The 25,450-nt window shown below is 65.6% G+C and carries 17 protein-coding genes and 2 pseudogenes; 11 read left to right on the top strand and 8 right to left on the bottom strand.

What is annotated here, in order from left to right:
• Window positions 1-159: 159 nt before the first annotated feature.
• Window positions 160-1,224, top strand: a complete 1,065-nt coding sequence (glnL, locus tag BGI51_RS09015; RefSeq protein WP_133860500.1) for a nitrogen regulation protein NR(II) — start codon at window positions 160-162, stop codon at window positions 1,222-1,224.
• A 12-nt stretch (window positions 1,225-1,236) separates the two neighbouring features.
• Window positions 1,237-2,667 (top strand): nitrogen regulation protein NR(I), encoded by a 1,431-nt coding sequence (ntrC, locus tag BGI51_RS09010; protein ID WP_017639445.1) that lies wholly within the window; start codon window positions 1,237-1,239, stop codon window positions 2,665-2,667.
• 1,216 nt (window positions 2,668-3,883) lie between these two features.
• On the opposite strand, the gene BGI51_RS09005 is transcribed toward ntrC, so the two are convergent.
• Window positions 3,884-4,441: a hypothetical protein gene (locus BGI51_RS09005; RefSeq protein WP_133860499.1), complete on the bottom strand. Its 558-nt coding sequence runs from the start codon at window positions 4,439-4,441 to the stop codon at window positions 3,884-3,886.
• 72 nt (window positions 4,442-4,513) lie between these two features.
• Here BGI51_RS09005 and BGI51_RS09000 point away from each other — a divergent pair, with 72 nt between their 5' ends.
• Window positions 4,514-4,981 (top strand): tRNA (cytidine(34)-2'-O)-methyltransferase, encoded by a 468-nt coding sequence (locus BGI51_RS09000; RefSeq protein ID WP_133860498.1) that lies wholly within the window; start codon window positions 4,514-4,516, stop codon window positions 4,979-4,981.
• Window positions 4,982-5,057: 76 nt separating this feature from the next.
• A complete protein-coding gene (locus tag BGI51_RS08995) occupies window positions 5,058-7,406 on the top strand; it encodes an FdhF/YdeP family oxidoreductase (protein WP_437179440.1) in 2,349 nt (782 codons plus the stop codon).
• 173 nt (window positions 7,407-7,579) lie between these two features.
• On the opposite strand, the pseudogene putA reads toward BGI51_RS08995, so the two are convergent.
• Together putA and BGI51_RS08985 are read right to left on the bottom strand one after the other, a co-directional pair.
• A pseudogene (gene putA / locus BGI51_RS08990) lies at window positions 7,580-11,547 on the bottom strand (trifunctional transcriptional regulator/proline dehydrogenase/L-glutamate gamma-semialdehyde dehydrogenase).
• 259 nt (window positions 11,548-11,806) lie between these two features.
• Window positions 11,807-12,796 carry an LLM class oxidoreductase gene (locus BGI51_RS08985; protein ID WP_187980921.1) on the bottom strand — a complete coding sequence of 330 codons (990 nt, stop codon included), beginning with the start codon at window positions 12,794-12,796 and terminating at the stop codon, window positions 11,807-11,809.
• Between the two features lie 476 nt (window positions 12,797-13,272).
• On the opposite strand from BGI51_RS08985, the pseudogene BGI51_RS24020 reads away from it, so the two are divergent.
• Together BGI51_RS24020 and BGI51_RS24015 are read left to right on the top strand one after the other, a co-directional pair.
• A pseudogene (locus BGI51_RS24020) lies at window positions 13,273-14,292 on the top strand (methyl-accepting chemotaxis protein); the annotation flags it as partial.
• Complete coding sequence (locus tag BGI51_RS24015) at window positions 14,278-15,150, top strand: methyl-accepting chemotaxis protein (RefSeq protein ID WP_372241631.1); 873 nt, start codon at window positions 14,278-14,280, stop codon at window positions 15,148-15,150. The pseudogene BGI51_RS24020 and the gene BGI51_RS24015, both read left to right, overlap by 15 nt.
• Before the next feature lie 482 nt (window positions 15,151-15,632).
• Here the strand turns inward: BGI51_RS24015 and BGI51_RS08975 are convergent, their stop codons facing one another.
• The 5 genes from BGI51_RS08975 to yrfG all read right to left on the bottom strand — a co-directional run bounded on the left by BGI51_RS08975 (window position 15,633) and on the right by yrfG (window position 21,110).
• Window positions 15,633-16,196 (bottom strand): nucleotidyltransferase family protein, encoded by a 564-nt coding sequence (locus BGI51_RS08975; RefSeq protein WP_187980919.1) that lies wholly within the window; start codon window positions 16,194-16,196, stop codon window positions 15,633-15,635.
• A gap of 37 nt (window positions 16,197-16,233) precedes the next feature.
• On the bottom strand, window positions 16,234-18,558 hold the full coding sequence (locus BGI51_RS08970; protein ID WP_187980918.1) for an FdhF/YdeP family oxidoreductase: 2,325 nt from the start codon (window positions 18,556-18,558) through the stop codon (window positions 16,234-16,236).
• A gap of 16 nt (window positions 18,559-18,574) precedes the next feature.
• A complete protein-coding gene (gene fdhD / locus BGI51_RS08965) occupies window positions 18,575-19,390 on the bottom strand; it encodes a formate dehydrogenase accessory sulfurtransferase FdhD (RefSeq protein ID WP_093253409.1) in 816 nt (271 codons plus the stop codon).
• A gap of 94 nt (window positions 19,391-19,484) precedes the next feature.
• Window positions 19,485-20,378, bottom strand: a complete 894-nt coding sequence (locus BGI51_RS08960; RefSeq protein WP_187980917.1) for a LysR family transcriptional regulator — start codon at window positions 20,376-20,378, stop codon at window positions 19,485-19,487.
• A gap of 72 nt (window positions 20,379-20,450) precedes the next feature.
• Entirely contained in the window at window positions 20,451-21,110 is a 660-nt protein-coding gene (gene yrfG, locus BGI51_RS08955; protein WP_187980916.1) for a GMP/IMP nucleotidase, read from the bottom strand.
• 63 nt (window positions 21,111-21,173) lie between these two features.
• Between yrfG and nudE the strand changes: the two genes are divergently transcribed.
• The 5 genes from nudE (at window position 21,174) to BGI51_RS08930 (ending at window position 25,397) form a co-directional block, all read left to right on the top strand.
• Window positions 21,174-21,740, top strand: a complete 567-nt coding sequence (nudE, locus tag BGI51_RS08950; protein WP_059316538.1) for an ADP compounds hydrolase NudE — start codon at window positions 21,174-21,176, stop codon at window positions 21,738-21,740.
• Window positions 21,737-22,579: a 3'(2'),5'-bisphosphate nucleotidase CysQ gene (cysQ, locus tag BGI51_RS08945; protein WP_187980915.1), complete on the top strand. Its 843-nt coding sequence runs from the start codon at window positions 21,737-21,739 to the stop codon at window positions 22,577-22,579. The genes nudE and cysQ overlap by 4 nt, the downstream gene beginning before the upstream one ends.
• Window positions 22,580-22,918: 339 nt before the next feature.
• A complete protein-coding gene (locus BGI51_RS08940) occupies window positions 22,919-23,635 on the top strand; it encodes a GntR family transcriptional regulator (RefSeq protein WP_133860485.1) in 717 nt (238 codons plus the stop codon).
• Entirely contained in the window at window positions 23,632-24,420 is a 789-nt protein-coding gene (locus BGI51_RS08935; RefSeq protein WP_187980914.1) for an SDR family oxidoreductase, read from the top strand. Before BGI51_RS08940 ends, BGI51_RS08935 begins: the two co-directional genes overlap by 4 nt.
• A 44-nt stretch (window positions 24,421-24,464) precedes the next feature.
• On the top strand, window positions 24,465-25,397 hold the full coding sequence (locus BGI51_RS08930) for a 3-keto-5-aminohexanoate cleavage protein (RefSeq protein WP_144957870.1): 933 nt from the start codon (window positions 24,465-24,467) through the stop codon (window positions 25,395-25,397).
• Window positions 25,398-25,450: the final 53 nt, after the last annotated feature.

Below are 25,450 nucleotides of genomic sequence, written 5' to 3'. Positions count from 1 at the left end.
GTGCGCTTTTTCATTGTGCACCATCTTGATACAAATACGGTTTCGTTCCGCCTGTCGCGCGGCGGCTGTTAGTGCACGTTACAGCCATCTGCCCTAACTCGGGGCGTCTTGGTTTGCTTCTTGCATTTTCCTATCGTCCCTATAGCGCTGTGGCCCCTCATGCCTACCGACGTCATCCACCGACTCTTGCTCGACAACCTCACCACCGCGGTCATCCTGCTCGATGCGGAGTTGCGCCTGGAGTACATGAATCCGGCGGCCGAGATGCTGCTGGCCATCAGCGGCCAGCGCAGCCATGGCCAGTTCATCAGCGAGCTGTTCACCGAATCGCCCGAGGCCCTGCAGGCACTGCGTCAGGCGGTGGACCATGCCCACCCCTTCACCAAGCGCGAGGCGCTGCTGATCTCCACCTCGGGCAACAGCCTCACGGTGGACTATGCGGTGACCCCGATCCTGGATCGCCACAACACCCTGCTGCTGCTGGAAGTCCATCCGCGCGACCGCCTGCTGCGCATCACCAAGGAAGAGGCGCAGATCTCCAAGCAGGAGACCACCAAGCTGCTGGTGCGCGGCCTGGCCCACGAGATCAAGAATCCCCTCGGCGGCATCCGCGGCGCGGCCCAGCTGCTGGCGCGCGAGCTGCCGGAAGAGGCACTCAAGGACTACACCAACGTCATCATCGAGGAAGCCGACCGGCTGCGGAATCTGGTCGATCGCATGCTCGGCTCCAACAAGCTGCCGAAGCTCGCCATCACCAACGTCCACGAGGTGCTCGAACGGGTCTGCAGCCTGGTGGAAGCGGAAAGCCAGGGCCTGATCAACCTGGTACGCGACTACGATCCGAGCATTCCCGACCTGCTGATCGATCGGGAGCAGATGATCCAGGCGGTGCTCAACATCGTGCGCAACGCCATGCAGGCCATCTCCCAGCAGAACGAACTGCGCCTGGGCCGGGTGACCCTGAGAACCCGTACCCTGCGTCAGTTCACCATCGGCCACCACCGCCATCGCCTGGTGTGCAAGGTGGAGATCACCGACAACGGTCCGGGCATCCCCCAGGATCTGCAGGAAACCATCTTCTATCCCATGGTCAGCGGTCGCCCCGACGGCACCGGCCTCGGGCTCGCCATCACCCAGAACATCATCACCCAGCACCAGGGGCTGATCGAGTGTGAAAGCCATCCTGGCCACACCGCCTTCAGCATCTTCCTGCCGCTGGAATAACGAGGAGTACGCATGAGCCGTCAGGAGACCGTCTGGATCGTCGACGACGACCGTTCCATCCGCTGGGTCCTGGAAAAAGCCCTGCAACAGGAGGGCATGACCACCGTTGCCTTCGACAGCGCCGACAGCGTCATGACCCGCCTCGGCCGCCAGCAGCCGGACGTGGTGATCTCGGACATCCGCATGCCGGGGACCAGTGGCCTGGACCTGCTGTCGCGCATCCGCGAGATGCACCCGCGCCTGCCGGTCATCATCATGACCGCCCATTCCGACCTGGACAGTGCCGTGGCCTCCTACCAGGGCGGCGCCTTCGAATACCTACCCAAGCCCTTCGACGTCGACGAGGCCGTGGCCCTGGTCAAGCGCGCTGGGCAGCACGCCCAGGAGCAGCAGGGATTCGCCGAACCGGCGCACCTGACCCGCACCCCCGAGATCATCGGCGAGGCGCCGGCGATGCAGGAGGTGTTCCGCGCGATTGGCCGCCTCTCGCACTCCAACATCACGGTGCTGATCAATGGCGAATCCGGTACCGGCAAGGAGCTGGTCGCCCACGCCCTGCACCGCCACAGTCCGCGCGCCGCGGCGCCCTTCATCGCCCTGAACATGGCCGCCATCCCCAAGGACCTGATGGAATCCGAGCTGTTCGGCCACGAGAAAGGCGCCTTCACCGGCGCCGCCGCCCAGCGTCGCGGCCGCTTCGAGCAGGCCGATGGCGGCACCCTGTTCCTCGACGAGATCGGCGACATGCCGGCCGACACCCAGACCCGCCTGCTGCGCGTACTGGCCGATGGCGAGTTCTATCGCGTCGGCGGCCACACTCCGGTCAAGGTGGACGTGCGCATCATCGCCGCCACCCACCAGAATCTCGAAGGCCTGGTGCGCGAGGGCAAGTTCCGCGAAGACCTGTTCCATCGCCTCAACGTCATCCGCATCCACATCCCGCGCCTGGCCGATCGCCGCGAGGACATCCCCGCACTCGCCCGCCACTTCCTCGCCCGCGCCGCCCAGGAACTGGCCGTGGAACCCAAGACCCTGCGCAGCGAGACCGAGGAGTACATGAAAGGCCTGCCCTGGCAGGGTAACGTGCGCCAGCTGGAGAACACCTGCCGCTGGATCACGGTGATGGCCTCCAGCCGCGAGGTGCTGATCGACGACCTGCCGCCGGAGCTGCTCAACCAGCCCCAGGACGCCGCTCCCGCCGCCAACTGGGAACAGGCGCTGCGCCAGTGGGCCGACCAGGCTCTCACCCGCGGTCAGTCCAGCCTGCTGGACAACGCCGTACCGGCCTTCGAACGCATCATGATCGAGACGGCCCTCAAGCACACCGCCGGCCGCCGCCGCGATGCCGCCGTCCTGCTGGGCTGGGGTCGCAACACCCTGACCCGCAAGATCAAGGAGCTGGGCATGAAGGTGGACGGGCCGGATGAGGAGGGGGAGGACTGAAGCTCTCGACGGTGCCGTAGGTTGGGTTGAGCGTAAGCGAAGCCCAACATTGCCAGGCTTGAACTTCATATCGGTGCCTTAGCTGCTTATCGTGTTTTGCTGGTAGCTCTTTTTTCGCCCACTCGGGCGACTCACTTTTTTCAGTCGCGGCTGCGCGCCCCGGACTACGCGTCCCGGACAAAAGTAAGCAAAAACGCTTGCCCCGACCATCCGGCCCTCCGCTGCGCTCCGGGTGACTCGCGTTGCTCGCCCTTCGGGCCAGCCTACGGCTGTTACTTCGCTGCGCTACGTTTCGCTCACACCAGCGCCGTTCCGGGGTCGGCCTACACGGGCCGTCCATGGCCCGTTAGGCCTCTCACCGCATCCATGCGGCTCGACCCACTCCACGACACTGGCGTTCGCCCTCCTGAACGGGGCGACTCGCCAGACTGAAAGTGTTGGTTGAAGAAACGGAAGCGACTCATAGCGTGGACAAGGGCGAAGCCTTGTCCACTGATGATGTCGGTGCCCAACAGTGGAAAACGCTGCGCGGTTTTCCACGCTACGCCCCCCCCTGAACTCCGAACTCTCAGGCTGGCGCCCCGTCCCCGTCAGTGAGGCCGAGTTCCGGTGTCGTGGCGGGGGTTGCGAGGCAGGACGCCGAGCAAGGCGCGAGGGGCAGGAGGCCCCTTCGTGCCGTGCCCCCGGAGCGGCGCCGGAGTGAGGGGACCCGGAGCGCAGCGGAGGGCCGAAACGTGGGGACAGCGTTTTTGGTTACTTTTGTCCGGGGCGCGCAGCCGCGACTGGCAAAAGTGACTCGCCCGAGGGGGGCGAAAATAAAACGATCAGCAAACTGCGATAATCAGCTGAGGCAGCCTCAAGCCCGAACCCGAGACGTTTGGGCTTCGCTAACGCTCAACCCAGGTAACAAAGCCCCCCAAAACACCCAAACCAAAACTTGGCACACCTCCTGCAATATCCTAGGTAACTACCCTTTTGGGGACCTCGGTACAGGCAGGCTGGGGAATCCCCTCTTTTCTTCTCGAGGCCATCACTCACTGTGATGGCCTCTTTTTTTCGTCCGTGAAAAGTCGCGAACCCCAGGCTAGAGCGCTTTTCACCCCACGGCCAAGCCCATGGGATTGGCCGTGGCAGATGAAGCACCTAGGCAACTCGGCGCCACATCCCGTTCCGCCCTGGTGCAAACCAGCGGCCCTTTGCCTGATAACGGGGCATTTCAGGGGGTCAGCGGGACCTCGACGTGGAGCACCCAGTCCTCGCCTTCCTCGGCAATACGATCACTGGCCTGCAGGGCGCCGCCGACGCCTACCAGCAAAATCTTCAGGTCCTGTCCGTCCTGGCGTACCGTCCAGGAAAAGCTGCCGCCCGGCCGCGCCACCCGCCCCTGGCGTTCGCCGCCGTCCCAGCGGGCGCGGGGCAGGCGCAGGCTGAGGGCGCCGTCGGGGCGATAGCGTTCGTAGAACAGCGAGCGATCGGCGGTGATCAGCAATTCGAAGCGGCCGGCTTCCTGGCGACTGTCCACCCCCAGGATGACCGGGCGGCGGGCCTCGGACGACCAGGGATCGGGATGGGTACGCTGGTACACCAGCTGGCCGATGATCATGCCGAACAGGCCGGCGCCCAGCGCCGCCGAGGCCAGCCAGAGGGTCAGGCGCTGGCGCTGGCTGCGCCATTCGGCCTTGAGCAGGTCGGGATCCTCCACCCGCGCCAGTTCTTCCCGGCGGGCGCGCTGTTCGCGCAACAGCCAGTCGACCAGCCGGCGCCAGAGGTTCATCGCCCTACCCCGCTCGCGACGGCGCGGCGGTGGCGCAGTACCATAGGCGCTTTGCCAGGCGCCCTGCCCTTCATGTTCGACATCATCCTCTACCAACCGGAAATTCCGCCCAATACCGGCAACGTCATTCGCCTGTGCGCCATCACCGGCTGCCGCCTGCATCTGATCGAGCCACTGGGCTTTGCGCTGGACGACAAGAAATTGCGCCGCGCCGGCTTGGACTACCACGAGTGGTCCAGCGTGCGGACCCATGCCAGCCTCGCGGCCTGTATAGCAGATTTGCAGCCACCCCGACTGCTGGCCTTCACCACCAAGGCCAGCCATCCCTTCACCGAGATCGCCTATGCGCCGGGCGATGCGCTGCTGTTCGGCCCGGAAAGTCGCGGCCTGCCGGCCGAGGTGCTGGAGTCCCTGCCGCCCGAGCAGCGGCTGCGCCTGCCCATGCTGCCCAATCGCCGCAGCCTCAATCTGTCCAACACCGTGGCCGTGGCGGTCTACGAAGGCTGGCGGCAACTGGACTTCGCCGCACCGCCGGGCTGACCGTCAGAACCTTCCCGCCAGACGCGCCGTCCCATGACCTACAGGCACATCGCCAGACCGTCACACGAGGCGCACCATGAGCAAGATCGGCAAACCCAAGGTTGAACGCTACGATGCGCCCTCCGGTGGCTGGGGCTCGGCGCGCTCGGTGACCGAGATCGTCCTGCGCGAACGGGTGCCGCTCAAGTCCGGCGCCCTGCTGGCCAGGCAGAACAAGCACGGCGGTTTCGCCTGCGTGAGTTGCGCCTGGGCCAAGCCGGGCAAGCCTCACCCGCTGGAATTCTGTGAGAACGGCGCCAAGGCCACTGCCTGGGAGGTCACCAGCAAGAGGTGCGGACCGGAATTCTTCGCCGGCCATTCCCTTACCGAACTGCGCGGCTGGCGCGACTATGACCTGGAGGAGGTCGGACGCCTGACCCACCCCCTGCGTTACGACGCCGCCAGCGACCGTTATCGGCCGGTGAGCTGGGTCGAGGCCTTCGCCGACATCGGCGCCGAACTCAAGGCGCTGGATCCGGACTCGGTGATCTTCTACGCCTCGGGTCGCGCCGCGCTGGAGACCTCCTACCTATATCAGCTCTATGCCCGCCTGTACGGCACCAACAACCTGCCGGACAGTTCCAACATGTGCCACGAGAGCACCTCGGTGGCCCTGCCCAAGAGCATCGGCGTGACCGTGGGCACCGTGACCCTCGACGACTTCGATCAGACCGACTGCCTGCTGTTCTTTGGTCAGAATCCGGGCAGCAACAGCCCGCGGATGCTGCATGACCTGCAGGAAGCACGCAAACGTGGCGCGCCCATCATCACCTTCAATCCCCTGCGCGAACGTGGCCTGGAAACCTTCGTCAATCCACAATCGCCGGTGGAGATGCTGACCGACCACCCCACCCAGATCAGCACCCAGTACCATCAGCTCAAGCCGGGTGGCGACCTGGCGGCCCTTACCGGCATGTGCAAGGCGCTGCTGACCGCCGATGACCAGGCCCGTGAACAGGGCCAGGCCGCGGTGCTCGATCATGCCTTCATCGCCGAGCACTGCCATGGCTTCGCCGACTTCTGCGAATGGCTGCAACGTCAGGAGTGGCCGCAGCTGGAGCGCCAGTCGGGCCTTACCCGCAGTGCGCTGGAAGCGGCCGCTACCGTCTATGCCCGCTGCCAGAAGGTCATCGGTATCTATGGCATGGGGCTGACCCAGCATCGCTACGGGGTGGAAACCATCCAGATGCTGGCCAACCTGCTGCTACTGCGCGGCAACCTCGGCAAGCCTGGTGCCGGTATCTGTCCGGTTCGGGGGCATTCCAATGTCCAGGGTCAGCGTACCGTGGGTATCACCGAAAAACCGGAACTGGCGCCGTTGAAGCAGCTGGGCGAGCGTTTCGGCTTCGCGCCGCCGCAAGACAAGGGCCGCAATACCGTAGAGGCCTGCGAAGGCATCCTCGACGGCTCGGTAAAGGCCTTCATCGGCCTGGGCGGCAACTTCCTGCGCGCCATTCCCGAGACCAGCCTGATGGAGCCTGCCTGGCGCACCCTGCGCCTGTCGGTACAGATCGCCACCAAGCTCAATCGCAATCATCTGGTGCCGGCGGACAAAGCCTACCTGTTGCCCTGCATGGGGCGGACCGAGATCGATCGCCAGAACGAGGTGGAACAGGCCCATAGCACCGAGGACAGCACCGGCTGCATCCACGGCTGGCGCGGCGCGGCCGAGCCGCCCGAGGGTGAGTTGCTGTCCGAGCCAGCCATCGTCGCCGGGTTGGCCAAGGCTACCCTGCCGGACAACCCCAAGGTCACCTGGGATGCCTGGGTGGCCGACTATGCCCTGATCCGCGACGAAATCGCCCTCTCCTTTCCGGAGATCTTCCACGACTTCAATGCGCGGATGTGGGAGGTAGGTGGCTTCCATCGTCCGCTGCCAGCGGCCAAGCGCGAGTGGAAGACCGAAACCGGCAAGGCCAATCTCATCGTGCCACGCAGCCTGGAAGAAGACCCGGACATGCCCGCGAGCGGGCGTGACGTCCTGACCCTGATGACGCTGCGCAGCAACGACCAGTTCAACACCACCATCTACGGCTATCACGATCGTTTCCGCGGCGTGAAGGGCACCCGGGCGGTGCTCTTCATGAATCGCAACGACATCGAACGCCTGGGCCTGGCCGAGGGTGACAAGGTGCAGGTGTCGACGGTGGCCGACGATGGCGTGCGCCGCGAAGTGGGACCGCTGCGGGTCACGCCCTACAACATTCCGGAAGGCGCCTGTGGCGGCTACTACCCGGAATGCAATGCCCTGATCCCGCTTTGGCACCATGCCGAAGGCAGCAAGGTACCGGCGGCCAAGGCCATCCCGGTCCGCCTGAACAAGCTGATCGCCGCCAACGATGGCAGCTTTCCAGTGGAGCCGGAGGGGTATGGGGCGCAGTATTAGGTCCTGCTGGAGTCTCGCCTGAGCGAGGCCATGGCCTGCCTGTCGGACTTGGCTGCGCTCAACCCAACCTACGAATGAATTTCCGTAGGTTGGGTTGAGACAGCTCCATCGGCGAAGCCCAACGGCTACACGAATGTCGGACTTCGCTACATTCAGCTCAGCCCGACCATCCCTTAGCCGATGGTCATCAGACTGGCATTGCCGCCGGCCGCTGCCGTGTTCACGCTCAGGGCGCGCTCGATGAGCAGGCGCTCCAGCGGGATGGCGGTTTCGCCACGGGCCAGGCCCTGGACGCCGACGATGGGACCATTGCGCTTGGCCACCTGCTGGCAGACCTGGCGCAGTTGATCGGAATCGCCATGGTGCAGGACCGCTTCGAAGGCGACCTCGTCCTTGCGCCAGTCGGCCGCCACCTGCACCCGCGAGCGTACAGCCTGCGGCAGGCGATTCAGGGTGGCCTTGTGGGCCTCCTCGATCAGCGCCGTGCTGCCCACCGCCATGACCGCTGCCAGTTGCAGCAGCAGATCGCTGTCGTCGGCCGCCAGGCACAGCACCCGGCTACGTGGCAGCAGGCTGTAGCTGTTGCGCTCGCCGGTCGGACCCGGCAGCAGGCGGGTCAGGCCGCTCAGGGATTCTTCGGCGAATCTCAGGCAGGCCTGCTCCAGCTCGCCCAGGCCCTGCTGCCTGGCCCAGTCGTGCAGGGCGCCCAGCGGATTGCCGGCCTGCTGACGCAGGGCATCACGCACCTGCCATTCGGTCTCGCCGGTGCTGCCCTTGGCCAGGGCCACGGCGGGATCGCCATCCGGACGGGTGCTGAGCAGGCGATAGAGGTAGAGCGGACCGCCCGCCTTGGGACCGGTGCCCGAGAGGCCTTCGCCGCCGAAGGGCTGCACCCCGACCACCGCGCCGACCATGTTGCGGTTGACGTAGAGGTTGCCGGCATGGGCACGCTCGATCACCTTGGCGATGGTCTCGTCGATGCGGGTGTGGACGCCAAAGGTCAGGCCGTAGCCGGTGGCATTGATCTGGTCGATGACCTTGTCCAGGTCCTTGCGGCCATAGCGCACCACGTGCAGCACCGGCCCGAAGACCTCGCGACCCAATTCGGCCAGGCTTTCCAGCTCGATCAGAGTGGGCATGACGAAGGTGCCACGGTGGATGGCGTCGCCTTCGACGCGACCGCCCTGGTGCACCCGGCGGCCTTTGCCTCTCAGGGTCTGGATGTGCTTGTCGATGGTGGTCTTGGCCTCGCCGTCGATCACCGGGCCGATGTCGATGGCCAGGTTCTCCGGGTTGCCCAGGCGGCACTCCGCCATGGCACCCTTGAGCATTTCCAGCACGCGATCGGCCACGTCGTCCTGCACGCAGAGCACGCGCAGGGCCGAGCAGCGCTGGCCGGCGCTGTCGAAGGCGGAGGCGACCACGTCGGTCACCACCTGCTCGGCCAGCGCCGAGGAGTCGACGATCATGGCGTTCTGGCCACCGGTCTCGGCGATCAGCGGGATCGGCCGGCCCTGGGCGTCCAGGCGTCCGGCGATGTTGCGCGCCAGGATCTGGGCTACCTCGGTGGAGCCGGTGAACATCACGCCCTTGACCCGCACATCGTTGACCAGGGCGGCGCCGATGGTGGAGCCCTCGCCTGGCAGCAACTGCAGCACGCCCTCGGGATGCCGGCTTCCAGCAACAGACGCACGGCCTGGGCGGCGATCAGCGGGGTCTGCTCGGCCGGCTTGGCCAGCACGGTGTTGCCGGCGGCCAGGGCTGCGGCGATCTGGCCGCTGAAGATGGCCAGGGGGAAGTTCCAGGGGCTGATGCAGACCACCGGGCCCAGCGGGCGGTGGCTGTCATTGGCGAAGTCACGGCGCACCAGGGCGGCGTAGTAGCGCAGGAAATCCACTGCCTCGCGTACCTCGGCGATGGCGTTGGCGTAGGTCTTGCCAGCCTCGCGCACCAGGAGGCCCATCAATGGCTGCAGCTGCGCCTCCATCAGTTCGGCGGCGCGATCCAGGGCCGCGGCGCGCTGCTCGGGCGGGGTGGATTGCCAGATGGGCGCGGCGGCCAGGGCCTCTTCCAGGGCGATGTCGACATCGGCGCGAGTGGCGTTGCTGACCTGGCCGACACGGTCGCGGCGATCGGCCGGATTGAGCACCGGCTGCGGAATCGACGGCTCGCTGGCGCGACCCAGCAGCGGACGGGCTTCCCAGGCGGTGTTGCCACTGGCCAGCAGCGCGGCCGACAGCGAACCCAGGCGGTGCTCGCTGGACAGGTCCAGGCCGCTGGAATTGCAACGCTCGGCACCGTACAGGGCGCTCGGGTGGGGAATGCGCGGATGCGGCAGGCCGATGGCGCCTTCGCTGGTGGACTGCTGCTCGATCTGCACCACCGGATCGGCCACCAGCTCGTCGAGGGAGATGGAGTGGTCGGCGATGCGGTTGACGAAGGAGGTGTTGGCGCCGTTTTCCAGGAGGCGGCGGACCAGGTAGGCCAGCAGCGTCTCGTGGGTGCCCACCGGGGCATAGATGCGGCAGGGCCGCGCCAGCTTGCCGTCCTTGACGCTGCCCACCACCTGCTCGTACAGCGGCTCACCCATGCCGTGCAGGCACTGGAATTCGTACTGGCCGGGGTAATAGTTCTGCCCGCCGAGCTGGTAGATGGCGGCCAGGGTGTGGGCGTTGTGGGTGGCGAATTGCGGGTAGATGGCTTCCGGCGCGGCCAGCAGCTTGCGAGCGCAGGCCAGGTAGGCCACGTCGGTGTAGACCTTGCGGGTATAGACCGGATAACCCTCCAGGCCTTCCACCTGAGCGCGCTTGATCTCGCTGTCCCAGTAGGCGCCCTTGACCAGGCGGATCATCAGGCGGCGACGGCTGCGCCGGGCCAGGTCGATCAGGTAGTCGATCACCAGCGGGCAGCGCTTCTGGTAGGCCTGGATGACGAAGCCGATGCCGTTCCAGCCGGCCAGTTGCGGCTCGAAGGACAGACGCTCCAGCAGATCCAGGGAGATCTCCAGGCGATCGGCTTCCTCGGCGTCGATGTTCAGGCCGATGTCGTAGCGCTTGGCCAGCAGGGTCAGTTCCAGCAGGCGCGGGTAGAGTTCGCTCATCACCCGGTCGTACTGGGCGCGGCTGTAGCGCGGATGCAGCGCCGAGAGCTTGATGGAGATGCCCGGGCCTTCGTAGATGCCGCGACCGTGGGAGGCCTTGCCGATGGAGTGGATGGCCTGCTCGTAGGAGGCCAGGTAGCGGCGCGCGTCGGCCTCGGTCAGGGCCGCTTCACCCAGCATGTCGTAGCTGTAGCGGAAGCCCTTCGCCTCGAACTTGCTGGCGTTGGCCAGGGCCTCGGCGATGGTCTCGCCGGTGACGAACTGTTCGCCCATCAGGCGCATGGCCATGTCCACGCCCTTGCGGATCACCGGCTCGCCGCTCTTGCCGATGAGGCGATTGAGCGAGCTGGTGAGGCCGGCCTCGTTGTGGGTCGACACCAGGCGACCGGTCAGCAGCAGGCCCCAGGTGGCGGCATTGACGAACAGCGACGGGCTGTTGCCCAGGTGCGGCTGCCAGTTGCCGGTGCTGATCTTGTCGCGGATCAGGGCATCACGGGTGCCCTTGTCCGGGATGCGCAACAGGGCTTCGGCCAGGCACATCAGGGCCACGCCCTCCTGGGAGGACAGCGAGAACTCGCGGAGCAGACTCTGCACCATTCCGGAGCGCCCGGTTGCACCCTTGGCATTGCGCAGCTTCTCGGCGATGCGATGGGCCAGTTCGTGGGTAGCCTTGGCCTGGGCCGCGGGCAGGCGCGCCTGTTCCAGCAGCAGCGGCAGCAGCTCTTCTTCCGGCCGGCGATAGGCGGCGGTGATGGCCGAGCGCAGCACGGACTGCGGCAGGATGCTCTCGGCGAACTCCAGGAACGGCTGGTATACCGGATCGGCCAGGGCCTCGACGGCTTCGTTGTCGCCCTCGGCCAGACGCTGGGCGATACCCTGCAGATCGGCCAGGGTCGCGCCGCTTTCCAGGGTCTCCAGGTAGGTGTAGATGGCCTGCTTGATCAGCCAGTGAGGCGTCCGATCAATGCGGCGCGCCGCTTCCTTGAGACGATCGCGGGTGGCTTCGTCGAGCTTTACGCCCAGGGTAGTGGTAGTGGCCATGCGCAGGTCCTCAAGCAAGAAGGCGTCGAAATTCGGCGCAGCTTAGCGCTGCTCGAAATAAAAGTGCAACCAAGTGCAACCCATGAGGCTCTACCGTCGATCTGGTTGCACCAGCGGGTGGGTAACAGATCGCAAGGCTATGCAGAGATCAGGCCAAGGGGTGCGACCAGGTTGAACCCCCGGCAGAGGAGAGCCTGCCGGACGAAGAGCGATCGTTAGCCTGGCAAGTGTTACCTGGCTTCACACCAAGGCGCTGGCTTCAGGCCAGGGAAGGGAAATGCGGCAGGACGAATTCGCCCAGTTCCTGGACCACTTCGCTGGCCGGACGCCGCGAGGGCCGCAGGTTGAGCGCCAGGTGATTGACCCCCGCCTCCTGCAACTGGGCAAGGTAGTCCACCAGCGCTCGCCGCCCGCAGGACAGTCCGGCATGGATGGGCCGAGGCGGCTGGGCCGGATCGCTGGCCAGTTCGAAGAACAGCCCCTGGGCGAAGGGCTTGAACAGCTCGCGCCCGCCGATCTCGTCCAGCGCCTCGCGCCAGACCCGCGTCAGGGCCGGGACGTGCTCGGCGGGCACGAAGTAGTAGAACCAGCCATCGGCCTTGGCGGCGATCCAGTCCACCGTCTGCCGACTGCGCCCGGTCACCAGCGCCGGGATGCGGCCGTGCACCGGTTTGGGCACCAGATCGGCCAATCCCTGCAGATCGCCGAAACGGCGAAATTCACCCCGGGGAAAATTGGTCTCGCCGGCCAGGCGAAACATCTCGAAGGCATCGCGGAAGCGCTCGCCTCGCCGCTCGAATTCGCTCTCCAGGCCAAAGGCCGGGTACTCCACCGGACGATCGCCGGAGGCCACCCCCAGCACCAGCCGACCATCGCTCAACTGGTCGACCGAGGCCGCCATCTTGGCCAGGTGCAGCGGATGGCGCAGGGTGATGACGGCGCTGCCGGTGGCCAGGGTCAGGTGCTGGGTGATGCCCGCCAGGTAGCCGAGATAGGTGAAGGGCTCGAACACCTGGCCGGCGTCGTTGAAACCGGGATCGTAGAAGGGCACGTCGCGCGCCCAGAGTGCCGCGAAGCCCAGCTGGTCGGCCAGCCGCGCCAGGCGGGCATGGTCGCGCAGGGTCGGCATGGGATCGTCAGGATAGCCTTCCAGCGGCAGCAGAAAACCCAGGGTCAGACGACCCGGCGCGAAAAGTCGCGAAAAGCCCGGATGCTGCAGAAAGGCGCGGCGACGCTCCGTGGTGGACATGGGATTCCTTGCCGGAGAGGGAAAGCGGATGACCTTTCTATGGAGTCTAACGGCATTCCAGGGTTCGCCAGACAACCGATGAGGGCGCGAGGCGTCGCTCATCTCCGCCAAGGGGGGCCGCACCTGCTGGCGACGAAGCCTCCAGCCGCCCTTCCCTGCCGAGTCCAGGCCAGGACCTCTCGATCCCCACCCTTTGGCTGTACCACTAAAGCATGACTAATAAAAAATAGCCCATTAAAACGGCACCACTCGTTTCACCTGAACTTCGTGGCCAGGAACCTACTTCTTCAATAGTCCCGATACTGGGGACCAGCAAACAGCGGAATCCCTCTTTAAGCCTTTATACAAAGATTAGACTTACCATTATTTAAATGTTGTAAATACCAAACTTTTCCCCATGACCCTCGGCTAGAATCCGACGCCCTCAGCACTCCTCGAACCCCGGAACTTTCCGCCGAACGTTGGGAAATAGCCCCATGAAAATGAGCAACATGAGTGTTCGTACGAAGCTGTTTTCCGGCTTTACCGTCCTGATCATCCTGACCCTGGCTATCGCCTATGCCGGTTGGAACGGCATCCAGGCCCTGGGCCGACGCGGCAACCTGATCGAACAGTTCAACCAGATCGGGCTACTTGCCCGCGACATGCGCAATGCGCGCAAGGACTTTGCGATCTTGCCGGAAGCGGATCAGGCCAGTCGCTGGAAAAGCGGCATCGATGCCCTCGAACAGCACTTGCAGGATGCCCGTCCGCTGTTCAAACGTCCGGAGAGCAAAGCGCTGCTGGCCCGCACCGAACAGACCCTCAGGGAATACCGTGACCTCTATCGGCAGACGCTGAAGGTGACCCAGGACCGCACCACCACCCTTCAGGACGTGCGCAACACGGGCGATATGCTGGACAAGCGGTTGCAGGAGGCGTCCGGCGTCCTGAACCGCGAAGGCGATCAGGCCAGCGCCCAGCTGCCTTCCCTGCTGGCGGCGCTGCAGCAGCTGCGGATCCACCTGCACCTCTATGTACTCAAGTCAGCCGGCCCGCAACAGGAGGCCTTGCAAGCGTCTCTGGACAGGGTCGGCGAGGTACTCAAGACCCTGCCTTCGACCCCGGAATTGCAGCAGCTGCCAGGGCTCCTTGACGAGTATCAGCGCCAGGTCCAACAGCTGTTCAGTATTCAGAAGGCGTACCAGGAGGTTAATCAGGGCCTCTACCAGCATATCCAGGTGCTGCTCAAGACCTCCGACGAAATGAAACAGATACAGAGCCAGTTCCGCCTCGACGATATCCGCGGGGCCAAGCTGATGCTCTTTGGCGGGCTGCTGCTGGCGGTACTGCTCAGCCTGGTCGCGGCCTGGATCATTACCCGCTCCATCGTGACGCCACTGCGCCAGACCCTGGCGACCGTGGAGCAGCTCGCTGCCGGCGACCTGACCGTGCAGATCGAGGCGGCGCGCAAGGACGAGATCGGCCAGTTGCAGGCGGCCATGCAGCTGATGATCGTCAATCTGAGCGATCTGATCCGCGAGCAGAAGGATGGCGTCATCCAGGTCGCCAGTGCCGCCGAAGAACTCTCCGCCATCACCGAGCAGACCCGCGCTGGCGCCTCGGCACAGAAGATGGAGACCGAGCAGATCGCCACCGCCATGCAGCAGATGAGCGCCACCATCAATGAGGTGGCGCGCAATGCCGAACAGGCGTCGACGACCGCCCGCGAGGCCACCCTCAAGACCCGCGAGGGTGACGAGATGGTCAACCAGGTCGCCACCCAGATCCAGACCCTGGCCCAGGAAGTGGACAGCACCCAGACCACCATGGAGTTGCTCAGGCAGGACGCCGACCGCATCGGCGGGGTGCTGGACGTGATCAAGGCGGTCGCCGAGCAGACCAATCTGCTGGCGCTCAACGCCGCCATCGAAGCCGCTCGCGCGGGTGAAGCGGGCCGTGGCTTCGCCGTGGTCGCCGACGAGGTGCGTGGCCTGGCGCAGCGTACGCGCTCCTCCACCGACGAGATCGCCAGCCTCATCACTAGACTGCACGGCAGCACCGACAAGATGAGCGCCGCCCTGGACCGCAATATCCAGCTGACCGGCGACAGCGTCGACCTGACCCGCCAGGCGGGCGTGGTCCTGGGCAGCGTCAGCAGTGCGGTGAGCGAGATCGAGGCCATGAACGAGCAGATCGCCACCGCGGTCGAGCAGCAGAGCGCGGCCGGTGAAAACATCAGCCGCAGCGTGGTCAAGGTCCACGAAGTCGCCGACCAGACCGCAGCCGCCACCGAGAAAACCGCCGGTTCCAGCACCGAGCTGGCCAACCTGAGCCTGCAGCTGCAAGAGCTGACGTCGCGCTTCAGGGTCTGATACCTGTTCGGCTCCCGTTCCGCCGAACTCCCGGCCTGCTCTCGTCGCGGACGGAAGACCTCGGGCATTGATGATCGGGGGCTCGTTCAGGCCTGACGCCCAGGGGGCGTCTTGTCCATGCACTTCGGCGACACTTCAACCAGCCAGAAGCCTGCAGCGGAAGAAGCCCGGTTATCGAGTGAAAACCAACTACGAAATTATGGGAATAATAAAGCCTTCATCCTGACCGAAGTTCGTCAGCCTCTGGACGAAGAGAATCCTCAACAGTCATAAACTTGAAACAAGGATTCCACAACCTGCTCTCTGTTGTTATCGGTTGAACGATATCTCTTATCTCAACAGATAGTTCTACCTGGCACTCCGGTATTTATCACCGAATCGCTCGATAATTTCTGCACAGGCCTTTCGATATCACTACGGCGGCAAGGCCTGGCGTGTTGCCGAGTTCCTGGCAATGAACGCTTTCCCAGCGCCGCTGCTGCTCAACCCTGGTCGTCGTTCAGGCGATCCGTTCGTACCTGCAATCGCGGCCAGCGCTCCAGCCAGCCCTTGGTCGCGAGCCGCTGGCGAAAGGCTTCCGGCCGGGGCCGCCAGGGATTGGGCGTGAGATGCAGGGCCAGGAGCCCTTCCTGGGCGAAGGGACTGACGACTTCGAGCTCACCTTCGGCGGTCAGGCGCGCGGCCAGGGCCGTTTCCATCTCAGGCCAATGGGCCATGGCATCCCGGCAGTCGCGATAAGGGCGATCGTCATTGCGCAGATGCATCCGCGCCTGATTCTTCACCGACCAGGGCCGACCCGGCGCCCGCTCCGCCAGCGTCATCTCGATGGACCTGTCCCGCTCGGGTCGACAGTCGGTCGCGTCGAAATGGATGACATCCAGATCCGCCAGCGGCGTCGATTCGGCATGGCCATGCAGTCGATCCCAGACCAGGTTGCGCACGAAGCCTGCAGCCAGCCAGGCATCTGGCAGCTGCAGGTCGGCGAGGATGGCAAGCAGTTGGCAGCGAACCGGATCTTCGCCAAGCCAGGTAACGATGCGCTGCATGGCTGTCCTCCCGAATCGAGAGGACAGCCTACCCTGCTCAGGCCACCGAGGCGATACGGTTGCCGGCGCTGGCCTTCTCGACCTTGATGGCGACGAACTTGGAAGTGGGCGTGAAGCTGCCCTCGCCGTAGCTCTCAAGGGGCACCAGCGGATTGGTCTCCGGGTAGTAGCCGGCGGCCTGGCCGACCGGGATGTCGAACGGCAGCGCGGTGAAGCCGCGGACTCGGCGCTCGATGCCGTCGTCCCACAGGGCGACCAGATCCACCTTCTCGCCGGCGGCCACGCCCAGCCGATCCAGATCGGCCTGGTTGACGAAGACCACGTCGCGCTGGCCCTTCACGCCGCGATAGCGGTCGTCGAGGCTGTAGATGGTGGTGTTGTACTGGTCGTGGGATCTCATGGTCTGCAGGATCAGATCCGGCTTGATGCCCTGGCGGCGGACCGCGTCCGGCAGCAGGTCATGCAGCAGCGCATTGGCGGCGAAATTGGCCTTGCCGGTGGCGGTGTTCCACTCCCGGCGCCCGGCCTTGTTGCCCAAGTAGAAGCCACCGGGCGCGGCCAGCCGGGCATTGAAGTCCTGGAAACCGGGGATGACGTCGGCGATCAGGTCGCGGATGCGGTCGTAGTCCTCGATCAGCCAGTCCCAGTCCACCGGATGGTTGCCCAGGGTGGCCTTGGCCAGCCCGGCGACGATGGCCGGCTCGGACTTCATCTGCGACGACAGCGGCCGCAGGATGCCGGCCGAGGCATGCACCATGCTGAAGCTGTCTTCCACGGTGATGGCCTGCTTGCCGCCCTTCTGCACGTCCGTCTCGGTACGACCCAGGCAGGGCAGGATCAGCGCCTGCCGACCGGTCACCAGGTGGCTGCGGTTGAGCTTGGTGGCGATGTGCACGGTCAGCCGGCATTTGCGCAGCGCCTTGTGGGTGCGCGGGGTGTCCGGGGTGGCCTGGGCGAAGTTGCCGCCCAGGGCGATGAACACCTTGGCCTGCCCCTGCTCCATGGCGGCGATGGCCTCCACGGTGTTGTGACCACGGTTGCGCGGCGGCTCGAAGGCGAAGCGCTTGGCCAGGGCGTCGCTGAGCCAGGCCGGGGCCTTCTCGTCGATGCCCATGGTGCGGTCGCCCTGGACGTTGCTGTGGCCGCGCACCGGACAGAGACCGGCGCCAGGCTTGCCGATCTGGCCGCAGAGCAGCTGCAGGTTGGCGATCTCCTGCACCGTGGCCACTGAGTGGCGGTGCTGGGTGATGCCCATGGCCCAGCAGATGATGACCTTCTCGGCCCGGGCATACATGCGCGCGGCCTGCTCGATCTCGTGCAGCGACAGCCCCGACTGGCGCTCGATCAGCTCCCAGGAGGTGGCGTCGACCTGGGCCAGGTAGTCGTCCATGCCGAGGGTATGGGCGGCGATGAAATCGTGGTCGAAGATGCGCTTGCCACCCTTGGCGGCGGCTTCGCGCTCCCACTGCAGGAGGTACTTGGCGATACCGCGCAGCGCCGCCATGTCACCGCCCAGAGCCGGACGGAAATAGGCGGTGTTGGTCGGCCGCGAGTCGTTGGTGAGCATCTCCAGCGGATTCTGCGGATGCTGGAAGCGCTCCAGGCCACGCTCCTTGAGCGGGTTGAAGCAGACCACCTGGGCACCGCGCTTCACCGCGTTGCGCAGGGTCTCGATCATGCGCGGGTGGTTGGTGCCGGGATTCTGGCCGATGACGAAGATGGCATCGGCCTCGTCCAGGTCGTGATAGGTCACGGTGCCCTTGCCGACGCCGATGCTGCGGCCCAGGCCGACACCGCTGGCCTCGTGGCACATGTTCGAGCAGTCGGGGAAATTGTTGGTGCCATAGGCGCGCACGAACAGCTGGTAGAGGAAGGCCGCCTCGTTGCTGGCGCGACCCGAGGTATAGAACTCGGCTTCGTCGGGGCTGGCCAGGGCCTTGAGCTCCTTGGCGATCAGCGCGAAGGCGGCGTCCCAGGCGATGGGCACATAGCGATCGGTGGCGGCGTCATAGCGCAGCGGCTCGGTCAGCCGACCCTGGTATTCGAGCCAGTAGTCGCTCTGCTCCTGCAGCGAGGTCACGCTATGGCGAGCGAAGAAGGCCGCATCAACACGGCGCTTGGTGGCTTCCCAGTTGACCGCCTTGGCGCCGTTCTCGCAGAACTTCACCAGGCCGTTTTCCGGCGCCTCGCCCCAGGCACAGCCCGGGCAATCGAAGCCGTGGTCCTGGTTGGTCTTGAGCAGCGTCCGCAGATTCTTGAAGGCGTTGCCGCTGTCGAGCCAGAAGTGCACCACGCTCTTCAGGGCGCCCCAGCCGGCGGCGGGGCCTTGATAGGGTTTGAAGGACTGCTGAGGTTTGTTCATGGCGATACCTGTGGGATCAAGGGGCAACGGGCGCCGGGGCATAGACCCGCGGTGGCGACCGGTGCGGCAGGTGGATCAGATTGAGACGATGGCGGCGCGCCCATTCCACGGCGAGCCCGGTGGGCGCCGACAGGGTGATGAGGGTGGCGAGCCCGGCACGCACCGCCTTGTGGATGAGTTCGAGACTGCAGCGACTGGTGACCACCACGCAGCCCTCGCGCACCGGCTGGCGCTGGCGCAGCAGGGCGCCGATCAGCTTGTCCAGGGCGTTGTGGCGGCCGATGTCTTCGCGGCACAGGGTCAGTTCACCCTGAGCGTCGATGAACAGCGCGGCATGGACCGCCCCGCTGCGTTGACCGAGATCCTGGGCAGCATCGATCCGCTGGCGCAGGTCATGCAGATGGGCGGCCGGGGGCAGCCGCACCTTGCGCAGTCGATCCAGCTGCGGCAGCGCCTGTTCCAGCGCCTCGACCCCGCACAGGCCGCAACCACTGGTCCCGGCCAGCTGGCGGCGCTGCTGCTTGAGCGCCCAGAAGGTGCGGCTGCTGATCTCGACGTCGACATTGAGCGCCTCGCCCACGCGCCGCACCTGGATGCCATAGATGTCGTCGATGGCATCGACGATGCCGGCGCTGAGGCTGAAACCGACCACGTAGTCTTCCACGTCGGCCGGGGTTGCCATCATCACCGCATGGCTGATGCCGTTGTAGGCGATGGCCAGCGCCACCTCTTCGGCCAGCGGCTGTTCGCCCCGTACGGCAGGCTGCTCCAGCTCGGCGAAGGCATAGCCGGCGGGGGGCGCGGCAACGAGGTCTGGCGATTGCTGGGACATGGGCGAAAACGACCTGCGGCGGTTTGACACAGATCAAAGATTAACCAGCACATCCCGAGGCGTCTAATCGCTATGACCGATGCCTTGATAAACGCTATCTATCACTCTCGGCATAAAGCGCCTTGACGGCCTGGAAGCAGGCATCGGCCACCGCCAACCGGGGTTCGGTGCGCCGGATGAGCAAACCCAGCGGCGCCAGGGTGCGGGCCGTGTCGATGGGAATCAGCCGGGCATGGGGCGTAAGACGATCGAAGCCACCGGCAAGGGGCACCACGGCGCAGCACAGACCGGCATTGACGGCCTGCAAGAGCAGATAGACGGCATCAGTCTCCAGCACCGGCTGCGGCGTCAGCCCCAGGCTGCGAAAGCCGTGGTCCACCGATTGACGGAAATGCATGGCGCCGGTCAGCAGGCCCAAAGGCAGCCCGGCCACCGCCTGCCAGTCCAGCGCGACCTGGTCGAAACTGAAATGCCGCTCGTCATAGAGCAGGCCCATGCGCGTCTCGGTCAGGGTCAGGCTGTCGAAGCGCGCCGGATCCAGGTGTTCCAGGTAGGAGATGCCCAGCTCCAGGCGATTGCTGGCCACGGCTTCGAGGATGCGCTCGGTGCTCAGCACCTGCAGCTGGAAATGCAGCTTGGGGTGCAGCAGGCGCAGGTGCTGCAGCAGCGGCATGGGATCGAAGCTGGCCAACGGCACCAGGCCGACCCGCAGGGTGCCCACCAGTTGTCCCTGGAAGGCCTGGGCCTCGGCATAGAGCCCGTCATGGGCGGCCATCAGGGTGCGCGCCCAGGCGAGAATGCGCTGACCGGCCTCGGTGAAGCCCTCGAAGCGCTGCCCGCGACGCACCAGCTCCACCCCCAGCTCGTCTTCCAGGCCGCGCAGGCGCATCGACAGGGTCGGCTGGGTAACGTGACAGCGCGCCGCGGCCTGGCCGAAGTGCCGCGTCTCGTCCAGGGCGATGAGAAAGCGCAGTTGCTTGATATCCACCGGTCTACTCCGCGATCTGGCCTGCTTGGCCCCCTCTCCCCCTGGGAGAGGGTTGGGGTGAGGGTCTTTTGTTCAGGCTGGCAGCAACTCCCGATAGTCCCGCACCGCCTCGAATTCCTCGCTGTCCTTGGGTCCGCGCCGGCTGTCCGGCTCGTGGATCGCCAGCAGGTGGGCGACCCCGTAGTCGCGGGCGCTGCGCAGGATCGGCAGGTTGTCGTCGATGAACAGGGTGCGCGCCGGATCGAAGGCGAAGTCGGCCTGCAGGGCGTGCCAGAACTGCTGTTCTTCCTTGGGGAAGCCATAGTCGTGGGAGCTGATCAGCCGGTCGAAATATGGCGCCAGCTCGATGCGCTCCAGCTTCAGCGACAGGGAGTCGCGGTGGGCGTTGGTGATCAGCGCCACCCGCTTGCCGGCGCGCTGCAGGGCGGCAAGGAAGGTATCGGCATCCGGACGCAGGGCGATCAGGTGGGCGATTTCCTCCTTGAGTTCGCGCATGGAAAAACCCAGCTCGGCGCTCCAGAAGTCCAGGCAATACCAGGTCAGCTTGCCCTGGTGGCTGAAAAACAGCGGCTCCAGCTCGGCCTTGGCCAGCGCCAGGGACTGGCCGTGGCGCTCGGCATAGCGCTGCGGCAGGTACTCCAGCCAGAAATGGTTGTCGAAATGCAGATCGAGCAGGGTGCCGTCCATGTCCAGCAACACGGTATCGATACGGCTCCAGTCGAGAGGGGTCATGGTGACTCCGGATCATGTAACAGGCGGGTTATCATACCCGTCCGCCCAGCCCAGGAGCCGTCCATGCGCCAGAAACCCACTGTTCTCGCCCGACAGATCGTGGCCAAGAGCCGCCTGTTCACCGTCGAGGAGATGCAGTTGCGCTTCGCCAACGGCGAGGAACGCACCTATGAGCGCCTGGCCAACAAGGGCACCGGTCACGGTGCGGTGATGGTGGTGGCCCTGCAGGACGCCACCCGCGCCCTGCTCATCGAGGAATACTGCGGCGGCGTGGAAGACTACGAACTGTCGCTGCCCAAGGGCCTGGTGGAGCCGGGCGAAGAGATCCTCGACGCCGCCAATCGCGAACTCAAGGAAGAGGCGGGGTTCGGCGCCCACCAGCTGGAATACCTCACCGCGCTGTCGCTGAGCCCCGGCTACATGAGTCAGCGCATCCATGTGGTGCTGGCCCGCGACCTCTATCCGGAGCGCCTGCCGGGCGATGAACCCGAGCCCCTCGAAGTCAGCAGCGTCGACCTGCGCGAGCTGTCGCAGCTGGTGCAGAATCCGCGCTTTTCCGAAGGCCGGGCCCTGGCCGCCCTCTACCTGGTGCGCGACCTGCTCACCCAACGCGGAGAACTGCCGGCATGATGGCGCCCGTTTCCATTACCGCTCCGCTGGTACTCAACGTCATCGACCTGGTGCGCCAGGCCGGCGCGGCCATCCTGCCCCACTGGCGCCAGGGCGTGGCGGTGCGGCAGAAGAGCGACGACTCGCCGGTGACCGCCGCCGACCTCGCCGCCCACCGGGTGCTGGCCGACGGCCTCGCCCGGCTGACCCCGGACGTGCCGGTGCTGTCGGAAGAAGCCTGTGACATCCCCTTCGCGGCGCGCAGCGCCTGGGACGTCTGGTGGGTGGTCGATCCCCTGGACGGCACCAAGGAATTCATTGACGGCAGCGAGGAATTCACCGTCAACGTGGCCCTGGTCGAACGCGGCCAGGTGATCTTCGGCGTGGTCGGCATCCCCACCCGGGACGTCTGCTTCAGCGGCGGCCGCGAACTGGGCGCCTTCCGAATCCAGGGCGAAGACGGCATCGAGATCGGCGTGCGCGTCCAGCCGGAAGACGCCTTCACCGTAGTCGCCAGCCGCCGCCACGGCAGTCCGGCCCAGCAGCGCCTGATGGACGGGTTGGGCGATACCTTCGGCGAACCCAAACTGGTAAGCGTCGGCAGCTCGCTCAAGTTCTGCCTGCTGGCCGAAGGCCTGGCCGACTTCTATCCCCGACTCGCCCCCACTTCCCAGTGGGATACCGCCGCCGCCCAGGGCGTGCTGGAAGGCGCCGGCGGCGAGGTCGTGACCCTGGACGGCCAGCCCCTCACCTACGAGATGCGCGAGTCCTTCCTCAACCCGCACTTCCTCGCCCTGCCCCGCGAGGCCGCCTGGCGGCAACAGGTGCTGGAGCTGGCCGGGTCGTTGGGCGACGCCTGAGCCACGCCGGCCCAAGTGGATTCCCAGAGGCTACCCGCCTGATATCGGAGTCGTATTCGTGCGCCTCCATAGCCCCTTCGCTCGGCACAGCCATCGCTGCCGATTTCGCCCTGTCAGTTTCGGCGCCTGTTTCTGCGGTGTGTCGAGCAATTCGGAATTACCCACCCAGTCTCGTATGAATCTCTGAATCAGCTACTTGAAGCGGTGTTCGCCGCCCTCGGTAGCAGCCCCAGGATTCACCGGCCTATTACCGCATCACCTAAAAATCGGCGAATCCAGACTTGACACCGCAATTTTGTGATCACATATTTTATCTCACAAAATAAAAAGGAGCCGGTCATGTCCGACGTCCCCCTCGCCTTTCCCGCGCTGCGCCAGGTCACCCGCGCCACCCTGCAGGACCAGGTCTATCGCCAGCTGCGGGAAGCCCTGATGAGTGGCCGCTTTCAACCGGGGCAGAAACTCACCATCCGTGGTCTGGCCGAGGCCCTGGGTTCCAGTCCCATGCCCGTGCGCGAGGCACTGCAGCGCCTGAGCGCGGAAAATGCTTTCGAAGTATCAGGCACTGCCCGGTTGCGTGTACCCATGATGACGGCAGCGCGCCTGCGCGAGATCCGTGACGCCCGGGTCGCCCTGGAAGGCCTGCTGGCAGAGCGCTGCATCCAGCGCCTGGACGCCAGCGACCTGACGCAGATCGGCAGCATCTACCAGGACATGCAGCAGGCCGTGGACAACCACGACGTGCCTCGCTACCTCTGGACCAACTTCGCGTTCCACCGACGCATCTACGCCGTCGCCCGCGCCGACCTGATCGTTGCCGCCGTGGAGACCTTCTGGCTGCACATGGGTCCCTGCTTCGCCCTGGTGGCACCCGAGCCAGCCCACCTCGACCGCTCCATGGAGGCCCACGCCCGCATCGTCGCTGCCCTGGAGGCCCGCGATGGCGCCGCCGCTCGCGCCGCGGTGGCAGACGACATCATGCAGGCCGCCGACTCGCTCGGCCGCCTGCTGGCCCAGCGCGAAAATTCCAAGAGCAACGGAGGCAAACGCGCATGAGCGTGCTCGACAGACTCATCCCCTACCCCAACCTGCGGGTACTGATCTCCGGCGGCGCTGCCGGCATCGGCGAAGTCCTGGCCACGGCCTATCTGGAAGCTGGTGCCCAGGTCCATGTCTGCGACGTCAGCGAAACTGCCCTGGCAGCCTTTCGCGAACGGCATCCTACCGCCCTGGCCACCCGTGCGGATGTCGCCGTGGCTGCGGACGTCGCCCAGGTCTTCGTTGCGCAACGCGACCATTGGGATGGCCTCGATGTGCTGGTCAACAACGCCGGCATCGCCGGTCCGACGGCAGGCATTGACGACATCAACGAAGCCGACTGGCAGCGCACCTTGGACATCAATCTCACTGCCCAGTACCGCTTTGCCCATCACGCCGTGCCCCTGCTGCGCGAATCGCCCCATGGCCATCTGCTGCAGATCGCTTCGGTGGCCGGCCGCCTGGGCTATGCCTGGCGTACGCCCTATGCCGCTACCAAGTGGGCCATCGTCGGCATGATGAAGTCCCTGGCGGCCGAGTTGGGCGCATCCGACATCCGAGTCAACGCCCTGCTCCCCGGTATCGTCGAGGGACCGCGTATGGACGGGGTGATCCGCGCCCGTGCCGAGCAGCTCGGTCTGCCGGAAGCGGAGATGCGCGAGCAATACCTGAAGAAAATTTCTCTGGGGCGCATGGTGACCGCCGAGGACGTCGCCGCCATGGCGCTGTTCCTCTGTTCGCCGGCGGCGCGCAACGTCACCGGCCAGGCGATCAGCGTGGACGGCAACGTCGAGTACCTCTGAAGCCCCAGCGTTTCCACAACAACAATTCACAGGAAACCCGCCTCATGGCCCACGCTCGCCCCGTCATCATCACCTGCGCCGTTACCGGTGCCATCCATACTCCATCTATGTCGCCGCATCTGCCGGTCACTCCCGAACAGATTGCCGACGCCGCCCTGGGCGCCGCGGCAGCCGGTGCCGCCATCGTCCATCTCCATGCCCGCGATCCCGAGGATGGTCGGCCGGTGCAGGATCCGGAGCTGTTTCGCCGCTTCCTGCCGCGCATCAAGCGGGAAAGCGACGTCATCATCAACCTCACCACTGGCGGCGCTCCGACCATGGGTGTGGAGGAGCGCCTGCAACCGGCGCTGCAGCTCAAGCCCGAGCTGGCATCGCTGAATATGGGTTCGATGAACTTCGGCCTCTACGAGATGCTCGGCCGTTTCAAGGACTTCCAGCACGCCTGGGAACGTCCTTACCTGGAAGAGAGCGACGACCGCATCTTCCGCAACACCTTCCGCGACATCGCCCATATTCTCGAGGCCTGCCGCGAGAATCACACGCGCTTCGAGATCGAGTGCTACGACATCGGCCACCTCTACACCGCTGCGCACTTCCTCGAGCGCGGACTGCTGCCGCGCCCACTATTCATCCAGTCGGTATTCGGCCTGCGCGGCGGCATCGGCGGGCACCCGGAAGACCTGATGCAGATGCGCCGTACTGCCGACCGGCTGTTTGGGGCGGACTATCTCTGGTCGGTACTCGGCGCCGGACGCAACCAGATACCGCTGGCGACCATGGGTCTGGCCATGGGCGGCAATGCACGGGTCGGTTTGGAGGATTCACTGTGGGACGGTCCGGGCAAGCTGGCCGCCTCCAACGCCGACCAGGTCCGGCGCATCCGTACCGTGGTGGAGGCCCTCGGTGGCCGGGTCGCCAGTCCAGATGAAGCCCGCGAGCTCCTGGGACTGAAGGGACGCAACGCCGTCGACTTCTAGCCCGCCCACCGAACCACGCTTCCCGCAAAACAACAACAGAGAGGGAAAACATC

The sequence above is a fragment of the Pseudomonas oryzihabitans genome, from assembly GCF_014522265.1.
GTDB classification, from domain to species: domain Bacteria; phylum Pseudomonadota; class Gammaproteobacteria; order Pseudomonadales; family Pseudomonadaceae; genus Chryseomonas; species Chryseomonas aestiva.
This window is presented reverse-complemented; position numbering and strand designations above follow the sequence as displayed.

Bases quoted from the DNA above. Each gene is read 5' to 3' on its own strand.
- glnL (WP_133860500.1), top strand. From the start codon at position 160: ATGCCTACCGACGTCATCCACCGACTCTTGCTCGACAACCTCACCACC.
- ntrC (WP_017639445.1), top strand. From the start codon at position 1,237: ATGAGCCGTCAGGAGACCGTCTGGATCGTCGACGACGACCGTTCCATC.
- BGI51_RS09005 (WP_133860499.1), bottom strand. From the start codon at position 4,441: ATGAACCTCTGGCGCCGGCTGGTCGACTGGCTGTTGCGCGAACAGCGC.
- BGI51_RS09000 (WP_133860498.1), top strand. From the start codon at position 4,514: ATGTTCGACATCATCCTCTACCAACCGGAAATTCCGCCCAATACCGGC.
- BGI51_RS08995 (WP_437179440.1), top strand. From the start codon at position 5,058: ATGAGCAAGATCGGCAAACCCAAGGTTGAACGCTACGATGCGCCCTCC.
- BGI51_RS08985 (WP_187980921.1), bottom strand. From the start codon at position 12,796: ATGTCCACCACGGAGCGTCGCCGCGCCTTTCTGCAGCATCCGGGCTTT.
- BGI51_RS24015 (WP_372241631.1), top strand. From the start codon at position 14,278: ATGCAGCTGATGATCGTCAATCTGAGCGATCTGATCCGCGAGCAGAAG.
- BGI51_RS08975 (WP_187980919.1), bottom strand. From the start codon at position 16,196: ATGCAGCGCATCGTTACCTGGCTTGGCGAAGATCCGGTTCGCTGCCAA.
- BGI51_RS08970 (WP_187980918.1), bottom strand. From the start codon at position 18,558: ATGAACAAACCTCAGCAGTCCTTCAAACCCTATCAAGGCCCCGCCGCC.
- fdhD (WP_093253409.1), bottom strand. From the start codon at position 19,390: ATGTCCCAGCAATCGCCAGACCTCGTTGCCGCGCCCCCCGCCGGCTAT.
- yrfG (WP_187980916.1), bottom strand. From the start codon at position 21,110: ATGACCCCTCTCGACTGGAGCCGTATCGATACCGTGTTGCTGGACATG.
- nudE (WP_059316538.1), top strand. From the start codon at position 21,174: ATGCGCCAGAAACCCACTGTTCTCGCCCGACAGATCGTGGCCAAGAGC.
- cysQ (WP_187980915.1), top strand. From the start codon at position 21,737: ATGATGGCGCCCGTTTCCATTACCGCTCCGCTGGTACTCAACGTCATC.
- BGI51_RS08940 (WP_133860485.1), top strand. From the start codon at position 22,919: ATGTCCGACGTCCCCCTCGCCTTTCCCGCGCTGCGCCAGGTCACCCGC.
- BGI51_RS08935 (WP_187980914.1), top strand. From the start codon at position 23,632: ATGAGCGTGCTCGACAGACTCATCCCCTACCCCAACCTGCGGGTACTG.
- BGI51_RS08930 (WP_144957870.1), top strand. From the start codon at position 24,465: ATGGCCCACGCTCGCCCCGTCATCATCACCTGCGCCGTTACCGGTGCC.